General features: G+C 72.1%; 8 protein-coding genes, 1 rRNA gene and 2 pseudogenes. 8 read left to right on the forward strand and 3 right to left on the reverse strand.

All coding sequences use genetic code 11. The annotated features are described in order from the left end of the window. Both rrf and ASC99_RS08445 read left to right on the forward strand, forming a co-directional pair. Positions 1 to 96, forward strand: a 5S ribosomal RNA gene (gene rrf / locus ASC99_RS08440); the annotation flags it as partial. Between the two features lie 1,857 nt (positions 97 to 1,953). After that, positions 1,954 to 2,626: pseudogene (locus tag ASC99_RS08445) on the forward strand (hypothetical protein); the annotation flags it as partial. A 407-nt stretch (positions 2,627 to 3,033) separates the two neighbouring features. Here ASC99_RS08445 and ASC99_RS08450 read toward each other — a convergent pair. Next, positions 3,034 to 4,386, reverse strand: a complete 1,353-nt coding sequence (locus tag ASC99_RS08450) for a DUF1015 family protein (RefSeq protein ID WP_082598181.1) — start codon at positions 4,384 to 4,386, stop codon at positions 3,034 to 3,036. Positions 4,387 to 4,495: 109 nt separating this feature from the next. Between ASC99_RS08450 and ASC99_RS08455 the strand changes: the two genes are divergently transcribed. Further along, positions 4,496 to 4,957, forward strand: a complete 462-nt coding sequence (locus ASC99_RS08455; protein ID WP_057230012.1) for a tetratricopeptide repeat protein — start codon at positions 4,496 to 4,498, stop codon at positions 4,955 to 4,957. Between the two features lie 43 nt (positions 4,958 to 5,000). Then, positions 5,001 to 6,038 carry an HAD-IIA family hydrolase gene (locus ASC99_RS08460; RefSeq protein WP_057230014.1) on the forward strand — a complete coding sequence of 346 codons (1,038 nt, stop codon included), beginning with the start codon at positions 5,001 to 5,003 and terminating at the stop codon, positions 6,036 to 6,038. Positions 6,039 to 6,210: 172 nt separating this feature from the next. On the opposite strand, the gene ASC99_RS08465 is transcribed toward ASC99_RS08460, so the two are convergent. Then, positions 6,211 to 6,558, reverse strand: coding sequence for a sterol-binding protein (locus ASC99_RS08465; RefSeq protein ID WP_057230017.1), 348 nt, complete (start codon positions 6,556 to 6,558; stop codon positions 6,211 to 6,213). A 131-nt stretch (positions 6,559 to 6,689) separates the two neighbouring features. On the opposite strand from ASC99_RS08465, the gene ASC99_RS39670 reads away from it, so the two are divergent. The 4 genes from ASC99_RS39670 to ASC99_RS08480 all read left to right on the forward strand — a co-directional run bounded on the left by ASC99_RS39670 (position 6,690) and on the right by ASC99_RS08480 (position 9,323). After that, positions 6,690 to 7,328 carry a hypothetical protein gene (locus ASC99_RS39670; RefSeq protein WP_057230019.1) on the forward strand — a complete coding sequence of 213 codons (639 nt, stop codon included), beginning with the start codon at positions 6,690 to 6,692 and terminating at the stop codon, positions 7,326 to 7,328. Beyond that, on the forward strand, positions 7,321 to 7,488 hold the full coding sequence (locus ASC99_RS38360) for a hypothetical protein (protein ID WP_157531440.1): 168 nt from the start codon (positions 7,321 to 7,323) through the stop codon (positions 7,486 to 7,488). The genes ASC99_RS39670 and ASC99_RS38360 overlap by 8 nt, the downstream gene beginning before the upstream one ends. A 42-nt stretch (positions 7,489 to 7,530) precedes the next feature. Then, positions 7,531 to 8,337: a TlyA family RNA methyltransferase gene (locus ASC99_RS08475; RefSeq protein ID WP_057230182.1), complete on the forward strand. Its 807-nt coding sequence runs from the start codon at positions 7,531 to 7,533 to the stop codon at positions 8,335 to 8,337. An 86-nt stretch (positions 8,338 to 8,423) separates the two neighbouring features. After that, positions 8,424 to 9,323 (forward strand): NAD kinase, encoded by a 900-nt coding sequence (locus ASC99_RS08480; protein WP_057230021.1) that lies wholly within the window; start codon positions 8,424 to 8,426, stop codon positions 9,321 to 9,323. A 7-nt stretch (positions 9,324 to 9,330) separates the two neighbouring features. Here the strand turns inward: ASC99_RS08480 and ASC99_RS40195 are convergent. After that, a pseudogene (locus tag ASC99_RS40195) lies at positions 9,331 to 9,510 on the reverse strand (PLP-dependent aminotransferase family protein); the annotation flags it as partial.

Below are 9,510 nucleotides of genomic sequence, written 5' to 3' on the forward strand. Positions count from 1 at the left end.
GAAACGCCCGGTTACATTCCGAACCCGGAAGCTAAGCCTCGTAGCGCCGATGGTACTGCAGGGGGGACCCTGTGGGAGAGTAGGACGCCGCCGAACAAGTATTCAAAGGCCGTTGGCCCCAGCGAATCGCTGGGGCCAACGGCCTTTTTTGTTTTTCCCGGAGCACACAGGCCACCGCCCGACAGCGGATGGTGGCCGGATGCCGGACAATGGAGCTGGTGTGTGGCCACGCGGGCCCCACCACACCGCACCGGGCGATGTCGTCGCCCTGGCCGCGCGGTCGAGCAGAAGAAGCAGAAGGAGTCACCACGATGTCGAACCCTCCCCAGGACCGTCCCGACCGCCGATCGGACGACGGCCGCGGCTACGAGCCCCGGTCGCGTGGGGGTTTCTCCAACGACCGTGGTGGCCGGCCGTCGGGTGACCGTCCGTCCTATGGCAACCGCGATGACCGTGGCGGCCGTCCCTCCGGCGACCGTCCGTCCTACGGCAACCGTGATGACCGTGGCGGTCGTCCCTCCGGTGACCGTCCGTCCTACGGTGACCGTCGCCCGTCGGGTGACCGTCCCTCGTACGGCAACCGCGATGACCGTGGTGGCCGTCCCTCCGGCGACCGTCCGNGGTGACCGTCCGTCCTACGGTGACCGTCGCCCGTCGGGTGACCGTCCCTCGTACGGCAACCGCGATGACCGTGGTGGCCGTCCCTCCGGCGACCGTCCGTCCTACGGCAACCGTGATGACCGTGGTGGTCGCCCGTCGGGTGACCGTCCGTCCTATGGCAACCGTGACGACCGCGGCGGCCGTCCGTCCTTCGGTGACCGTCCCTCTGGTGGGGGTCGTCCCTCGTACGGTGACCGTCCCTCCGGTGACCGTCCGTCGTACGGCAACCGTGACGACCGTGGTGGCCGCCCTTCTGGTGACCGTCCGTCCTACGGTGACCGTCGCCCGTCGGGTGACCGTCCCTCGTACGGCAACCGCGATGACCGTGGTGGCCGTCCCTCCGGCGACCGTCCCTCTGGTGACCGTCCGTCCTACGGTGACCGTCGCCCGTCGGGTGACCGTCCCTCGTACGGCAACCGCGATGACCGTGGTGGCCGTCCCTCTGGTGACCGTCCGTCCTACGGTGACCGTCGCCCGTCGGGTGACCGTCCCTCGTACGGCAACCGTGACGACCGTGGTGGCCGTCCCTCTGGTGACCGTCCGTCCTACGGTGACCGTCGCCCCTCCGGTGACCGTCCGTCCTATGGCAACCGTGACGACCGTGGCGCCCGCCCCTCGTACGGTGACCGTCCTTCCGGTGGTGGCTTCCGTCGCGACGACCGTCCCTCCGGCGACCGTCCCTCGTACGGCAACCGTGATGACCGGCCGCGTCGTGATGACCGGCCGGCGGGCGACCGTCCGTCCTATGGCAACCGTGATGACCGTGGTGGCCGTCCCTCGTACGGTGACCGTCCTTCCGGTGGTGGCTTCCGTCGCGACGACCGTCCCTCCGGTGACCGTCCCTCGTACGGTGGCCGTCCCTCTGGTGACCGTCCGTCCTACGGTGACCGTCGCCCGTCGGGTGACCGTCCCTCGTACGGCAGCCGTGACGACCGTGGCGGCCGTCCGTCCTTCGGTGACCGTCCCTCTGGTGGTGACCGTCCGTCGTACGGCAACCGTGACGACCGTGGCGCCCGCCCCTCGTACGGTGACCGTCGCCCCTCCGGTGACCGTCCGTCCTACGGTGACCGTCGCCCGTCGGGTGACCGTCCCTCGTACGGCGACCGTGGCGGTCGTCCCTCGGGTGACCGTCCCTCGTACGGCAGCCGTGATGACCGCGGTGGCCGCCCGTCGTACGGCAACCGTGACGACCGTGGCGCCCGCCCCTCGTACGGCAACCGTGACGACCGGCCGCGTCGTGACGAGGGGTCGGACTACGACGACCGGCGGGGCAACTTCGAGCCGGTCAAGCGGCTGCCGATTCCGGAGGATGTCACCGGGTACGAGCTGGACGGCGATGTCCGTCAGGACCTGAAGAGCCTGCCGAAGACCCTCGCGGACGATGTCGCGCGCAACCTGGTGATGGTGGCCCGGACGCTCGACACCGACCCCGAGGAGGCGTACCAGTACTCCCGCGTCGCGCTGCGGCTGGCCTCCCGGGTCGCCTCGGTCCGTGAGGCGGCGGGGTTCGCCTCGTACGTGACGCAGCGGTACGCGGAGGCGCTGACCGAGTTCCGCGCTGCGAAGCGGATGACCGGTCGGGCGGACCTGTGGCCGGTGATGGCGGACTGCGAGCGTGGTCTGAGCCGTCCGGAGCGGGCGCTGGCGATGGCCGGTGAGCCCGAGGTGAAGCAGCTGGACAAGGCCGGCCAGGTCGAGATGCGACTGGTCGCGGCGGGTGCCCGTGGCGACATGGAGCAGTACGAGGCCGCAGTGGTGACGCTGCAGAGCCCCGAGTTGGCCTCCAACACCATCCAGCCGTGGACCGCTCGGCTGCGGTACGCCTACGCCGAGGCGCTGATCGCGGCCGACCGTGGCGACGAGGCCCGTGAGTGGTTCGCCAAGGCGGCCGAGGCGGACACCGACGGGCAGACCAACGCGTCCGAGCGGCTCGCCGAGATCGACGGCCTGGAGTTCACCGACGCGCTCGACCCCGAGATGGCGGACGAGAACGGCCGCGAGATCGTGGACGTCGAGGATGTCGAAGGCGACGACGAGGACGAGGACGACGAGCTGGACCAGCTCGCGGACGAGGCCTCCGACGACGAGGACGACGAGGACGACAGGGACGAGCGGGACGACAGGGACGCCGACGACGAGATCGTCGAGGAGCGCCCGCGCCGTCGGATTGCCATGGACGACACCGGCGACGACAAGGTGATCTACGAGGACGAGGAGGACGTCGAGGAGTACTACGACGAGGACGACCTCGAGATCGACGAGGTCGACGACGTCCGGGACTCCGGCGACCGCCGCTGACACCGCAGGACAGCACATGGGAATGGCCCCGACCGCACACGCGGTCGGGGCCATTCCCATGTCTCAGCCCGTTTATCAGCCCAGTTCGAGGCTGCGGAGCACCAGTCCGGTGGCCGGTTTCGGGCCGAAGGAGGTGGACTTCCGGGGCATCGTGACGCCCTGTTCGGCCAGCCGGCGCACCACGCTCTCCTCCACCGGGTGCAGCAGGACGGCCGTGCCGCCGGTCCGGGCGGCCTCGCGTTCGGCGGCGGCCGCGGCGTGCAGGTAGCCGATGTCGTCGGGGCCGTCCGGGATCCGCCAGGTGTGGTCGAGCAGGGTGGCGTGCAAGACGGTGGCATCCAGGTGGCGCCACTCCTCCGGCTTGTCGGCCGGGACGGTGGCGGTGAGCAGCGCCTCGTCCGGTTCGCTGATCAGCCGGAAGACCGAGTCGCCGGCGGTCAGCAGGAAGGCGTTGCCGCCCTGTCGCTTCGCGTCGGCGAGGGCCCGGAGGGCGTGCTCCAGCGGGCCTGGCACCTCCTTGACCTGCCAGTGCTCGCCCAGCCCGGCCAGGGCCTCGGCGATCGGCAGTCGGTACAGCACCCGGTGGATGGCCCGGACCCGGAGCGGGTAGCGGGCGGTGTCCACCAGCAGCACCATGCCGCGGTCCCAGGGGCTGCGGGGCAGATGACGGTGCTCGCGCTGGAGCCGGAGGTACATCTCCCAGCGGTGGTGTCCGTCGGCGATCAGCGCCCGACAGGTCGCCAGATCCCGGGTCACCTCGGCGAGTTCGGCCGGGTCGGTGACGGCCCAGAGCCGGTGGTGGGTGCCGTCGACGGTGGTCGTGGTGAGCAGCGGTTCGCCCAGGACGGTGCGTTCGATCACCTGGGCGGCGCCGCCGTGGCCCCGGTAGGTGAGCAGCAGCGGTTCGAGGTTGGCCTTGGTGGTGCGCATCAGGCCGACCCGGTCGGCGACCGGACGGGGCATCACGTCCTCGTGCGGCAGCACCACCCCGGCCTCCCGGCCGCTGACCGCGAGGGAGCCGATCAGTCCGCGCTGCAGCAGGCCGTCGGTGCGCTGCTCGTAGACGTAGAGCGCGGCCTCCGGGTCGGGGGCGAGGACGCCCTCGCGCTGCCAGTCGGTGAGCAGCCGGGCCGCGTGCCGGTACCGGGTGTCGCGGTCGGGGCGGTCGCCGCTGTCGTCCGGTTCGGGGCGGGGCAGGATCAGCCGGACGATGTTGTGCGGATCGGCGGTCTCCAGGTCGAGCCGCCGGTTCGGATCCACGACGTCGTACGGCGGTGAGGTGACTGCCGCCAGGTTTCCCACCCGGTCGGGGCGGTACCGCAGGCCACGGAACGGGGAGAGGGACAGCCCCGCGGTGGCGACGTGCCCGGGGTCTCCGGGGCCGCCTGCCGGAGCTGGGGCTCCACTGTCTGCACTGGGTGTCGTCATCCTGGGCATGGTAATCGGGTATGTGCTGTTCAGTGATCACAAGTGCCCGAGACCGCTCGGAGGGGTGTGTCGGACCGGGTGGCAGGTGGCGGAGGGAGCTGGGGCAGGGATGAGCGGAAGCGACGGGGTCCCCGAGGGCGGGGTCTATGACTGGTTCCGGCGCGGGGCGCAGTTGCTGGGGCAGGGGCATCCGGCGGCGGCGGTGCAGCTGCTGGCCAGGGCGGCCGAGGCGGAGCCGGAGTCTCGGAGCATCCGGGAGACGCTGGCCCGGGCGCTGTTCGACGCGGGGCGGTTCCGGGAGGCGATGGAGAACTTCAGGGCGGTGGCGCTGGCCGATCCGTCGGACGACTACGCTCAGTTCGGATGGGGCGTGGCGGCGGCCCGGCTGGGTGACTTCGAGACCTCGGCCGAGCATCTCGCGCTGGCGGTCGCGATGCGCCCCGGGGCCGAGCACTACCGGGCGGCGTTGCGGCAGACCAGGGCGACCCTGGCTGCCCGGGCCGGCGCGTACGGCCCGCTCCGGCCGGATGCCCCGGGGTACCAGGACGAGGCAGAGCAGGACACCGGCTGACGGTGTGACAGCTGATGACTACCGAGGATGAGGTGCAGTGGGTATGACGGAGACCGCGACCGGAGCAACCGGCCGGGTACGGACCGCTCCCGGGGGATCCGACCTCCCGCTGACCGAGGAGTACGACACCGCGCTGCTCGACCTGGACGGTGTGGTGTACGCCGGTCCGAACGCGATCGACCACGCGGCCGACTCGCTGGCGGTGGCCCGGGACGGCGGGATGCGGTTGGCGTACGTCACCAACAACGCCTCCCGGCCGCCCCGGGTGGTGGCCGAGCACCTGACCGAGCTGGGTATCCCGGCCGAGCCGGCCGACGTGATCAACTCTGCCCAGGCGGCGGCCCGGCTGGTCGCCGAGAAGGTCCCGGCCGGGGCGAAGGTGCTGGTCGTGGGCGGTGCCGGGCTGGTCGAGGCGCTGGCTGAGCACGGGCTGGTGGCGGTCAGTTCGCTGGCCGAGGAGCCGCTCGCGGTGGTGCAGGGGTACGACCCGTCGGTGGGCTGGCAGCAGCTCGCCGAGGCCTCGTACGCGGTCGCCTCAGGCCTGCCGTGGGTGGCCTCGAACACCGACCTGACGGTGCCGACCGCGCGCGGGATCGCGCCCGGGAACGGGACGCTGGTGGCGGCGGTACGGACGGCCACCGGGGTGGAGCCGGAGGTGGCGGGGAAGCCGCTGCCGCCGATGCACCGGGAGACGGTGATCCGGACCGGGGCGCAGCGTCCGCTGGTGGTCGGCGACCGGCTCGACACCGACATCGAGGGTGCCTGGAACGGCGGGGTGGACAGCCTGCTGGTCTTCACCGGGGTGACGACGCCCGCGCTGCTGCTGGACGCTCCGGTGGAGCACCGGCCGACGTATCTGGCGGCGGACCTGCGGGGGCTGCTGACGGTGCATCGGGCGGCGGTCGCGGTGGACGGCGGCTTCGAGTGCGGGGGGTGGCGGGCCTGGGCGGAGGACGGGGTGCTGCGGGTGTCCGGCGCGGGGGAGGACCGGTACGACGGGTTGCGGGCGCTCTGCGGTGCCGCGTGGACGGCGGGGCCGGGGCTGGACGGGCGGAAGGCGCTCGCCGAGCTGGGCTTCTAGCGTTTGCAGGAGGCTCGGTTGCACTATCCAGGGGCTCGGGGAACTGCGAGGAGATCTGGCGCTCGGGTCACTGCGAAAGTGCCTGACCATTTACGTACGGATCACCTTGTATGGGTCGGCGTCGCAGTTCCCCGAGCCCCTGGGTGGTAGACGGCTGAGCGCCTGCCGAAGTTCAGAGCAAGGTGCGAAGGCGGAGGAGGTCGCGGAAGCCGGCTTCGAGTTTGATGCGGCCGGAGGCCCAGGCGGAGGCGAACTTGAGGGTGCCGCCGACCATGGCGATCAGGTCGTCGCTGGTCATGGTGAGGCGGATCTCGGCCTTGGCGGGGGGTGGGCCGGGGGTCTCGACCACGTCGGTGATCCGGCCGTCCTGGAGGCGGCCGGAGAAGGTCAGGTCGAGGTCGGTGATCCGGCAGGTCAGCGAGCGGTCGAGAGCGGCGGCCTGGCGGACCTCGCCGTTGGTGCCGGCGAGGTTGCGGCTGAGCTGCTCGAGTGCGCTGCGGCACTCCTCGGTGCTGGCCATTGCTGCTGATCTCCCTCTCTGGGCGCTGCGGCTGCCCACGCTATCGCAGCCGCCTGGACCGTCCCGGCGGCACGGGAGACGGTAGCGTCGGGTGCGAGGGTTCGGAGACGGCACGGAGGAGGTAGGCCGAGATGCTGCGGGATGCGGTGCGTGGGGTGGTCGTGGTGGCCACCGAGGTCGCCGAGGAGGCCGGCAAGCGGGTGGCCGGGCTGCTGGAGCGGTCGGGGGTGAACGTGGCGGCGCTTGAGCAGTTCCCGCCGTCGGTGAAGACCTTGCAGACGCTGGCCGAGGAGGCCGTGACGGCCGGCCGGGCCGGGCTCGATCTGGCGGTCGGGGTGACCCGTGGCGAGGTGGAGCGGGTCTTCGAGAAGGTCGGCGACCAGGTGGTGAAGGTCGGCGTGGTGCTGAGCTTCCTGGAGAGCAGGCTCCGTGAGGTGGAGGAGACCACTCCGACGCCGGCTCAGGAGGCCCGCGCGGGCGGCCTGTTCGAGGCCGGCTGGGAGGAGGAGGTCCGTCCGGCCGAGGCCGAGGCCGAGGCCGAGCCGGAGCTCGAGCCGGAGGAGGTGCCGGCGTGGGCCTGGGCGGACGAGGAGCCCGAGCCGGTCGCGCCCCCGGTGAAGCCGGCACCGGTGAAGAAGAGCGCACCGGCGAAGAAGACCGCGGTGGTCAAGAAGACCGCGACGGCGAAGAAGACGACCGCCACCAAGAAGACCGCCACCAAGAAGGCGGCCGCCAAGAAGGCCGCGCCCAGGAAGCCCGCCGGTGACTGACCTCGGCGAGGACGGTTTCGTCCCCACCGGCCGCCCCGAGGTGGATGCGGTGCTGGCCCGGCTGGGCGAGCTGGACGGGGCGGAGACCGGAGTGCACGTGGCGGTGTACGAAGATGTACACCAGCGGCTCGCGGACACGCTTGCCGCCCTTGACCGGTAAGACCCGGTCGTACCAGTAACAGGAGACGGAACCCCAGTGGCAGTGGCACGACGCCGACTCGACGCGGAGCTGGTCCGCCGCAAGCTGGCCCGTTCGCGTGAACACGCGAGCGAGCTGATCGCGGCGGGTCGGGTGACCGTCGGCGGCACCACCGCGACCAAGCCGGCCACCCAGGTGGAGACGGCGGCGGCCGTGGTGGTGGCAGCGGATGCGAACGACCCGGACTACGTCTCGCGGGGCGGCCACAAGCTGGCCGGTGCGCTGGCGGCGTTCCTGCCGCAGGGGCTGGTGGTGGAGGGGCGCCGGGCGCTGGACGCGGGTGCGTCCACCGGTGGCTTCACGGATGTGCTGCTGCGTTCGGGCGTCGCGCACGTACTCGCGGTGGATGTCGGGTACGGGCAGCTGGCGTGGTCGTTGCAGAGCGACGACCGGGTGACCGTGATGGACCGGACGAACGTCCGGGAGCTGACCCTGGAGCAGATCGGCGGGGAGCCGGTCGACCTGGTGGTGGGTGACCTGTCGTTCATCTCGCTCGGCCTGGTGCTGCCCGCGCTGGCGCGGTGCTGTGCCGAGGACGCGGATCTGGTGCTGATGGTCAAGCCGCAGTTCGAGATCGGCAAGGAGCGCCTCGGCAGCGGCGGTGTGGTGCGCAGCCCCGAGCTGCGGGCCGAGATGGTCCGTCAGGTGGCCGGTCAGGCCTGGGCGTCGGGTCTGGGGGTGCGGGCGGTGACGGCGAGTCCGCTGCCGGGGCCTTCGGGCAATGTGGAGTACTTCCTGTGGCTGCGCCGGGACGCCGCGCAGCTCGACCCGGCGGAGGCGGACCGGGCGGTCGCGGAGGGGCCCCGATAGGGTGCGACGCAGACGTCCGGTCAGCGCGAGCGCGGTGGCCGCACGGGGCAACGGCGACCCGGCAGGCGTAGGGAGAGGGCAGCAGCATGGGCGAGGGACGCACGGTCTTCCTGATTGCGCACACCGGACGGGAGACCGCGCTGCGCAGCGTCGAGGCGTTGGTGCAGGGTCTGTTGAAGGCCGGGATCAGAATCCGGCTGCTGGCGGCCGAGGCGGTCGGTCTCGATCTGCCGGACGGGGTCGAGCGGGTCGAGGGCGGGCACGGTGCCGCGGACGGCTGTGAGCTGATCCTGGTCGCGGGCGGGGACGGCACGCTGCTGCGCGGGGCGGAGCTGGCCCGGGAGTCCGGGCTGCCGATGCTGGGCATCAACCTGGGCCGGGTGGGCTTCCTGGCGGAGGCCGAGCGGGACGATCTGGCGGTGGTGGTCGAGCGGGTGGTGGACGCCGACTACGAGATCGAGGACCGGATGACCCTCGACGTGCTGGTGCGGACCAACGGCGACGTGGTGTACGAGGGCTGGGCGCTGAACGAGGCGTCGGTCGAGAAGGCGGCCCGGGAGCGGATGCTGGAGGTGGTGACCGAGGTGGACGGTCGGCCGGTCTCCAACTTCGGCTGCGACGGGGTGGTGCTCTCCACGCCGACCGGTTCGACGGCGTACGCCTTCTCGGGCGGTGGCCCGGTGGTCTGGCCGGAGGTGGAGGCGCTGCTGATGGTGCCGATCAGTGCGCACGCGCTGTTCGCCCGGCCGCTGGTGACCTCGCCGAACTCGGTGCTGGCGGTGGAGGTGCAGCCGAAGACCCCGCACGGGGTGCTCTGGTGCGACGGCCGCCGGTCGGTCGAACTCCCGGCCGGGGCACGGGTGGAGGTCCGCCGGGGCCGGACGCCGGTGCGGCTGGCCAGGCTGCACCGGGCGCCGTTCACCAACCGGCTGGTGGCCAAGTTCGCGCTGCCGGTGACGGGTTGGCGCGGGCGCAACGGCTGCTGATGGCGGGTCAGACCGCGAGCGGCAAGGTGCTGTCGAGGCCGTTCCAGCGGCCGGTGGCGGCGAGTTCGGCGGTGGCGGCCAGCCGGGCGACGGCTTCGGCGGCGGCCGGGCCCGGGACGGTGAGCGGGATCCGGACGTGGTGTTCGAAGGCGCCGTCCACGCCGAACCTGGACCCGGCGGCGATCCG

It is taken from the genome of Kitasatospora sp. Root107, from assembly GCF_001424875.1.
Classification (GTDB): domain Bacteria; phylum Actinomycetota; class Actinomycetes; order Streptomycetales; family Streptomycetaceae; genus Kitasatospora.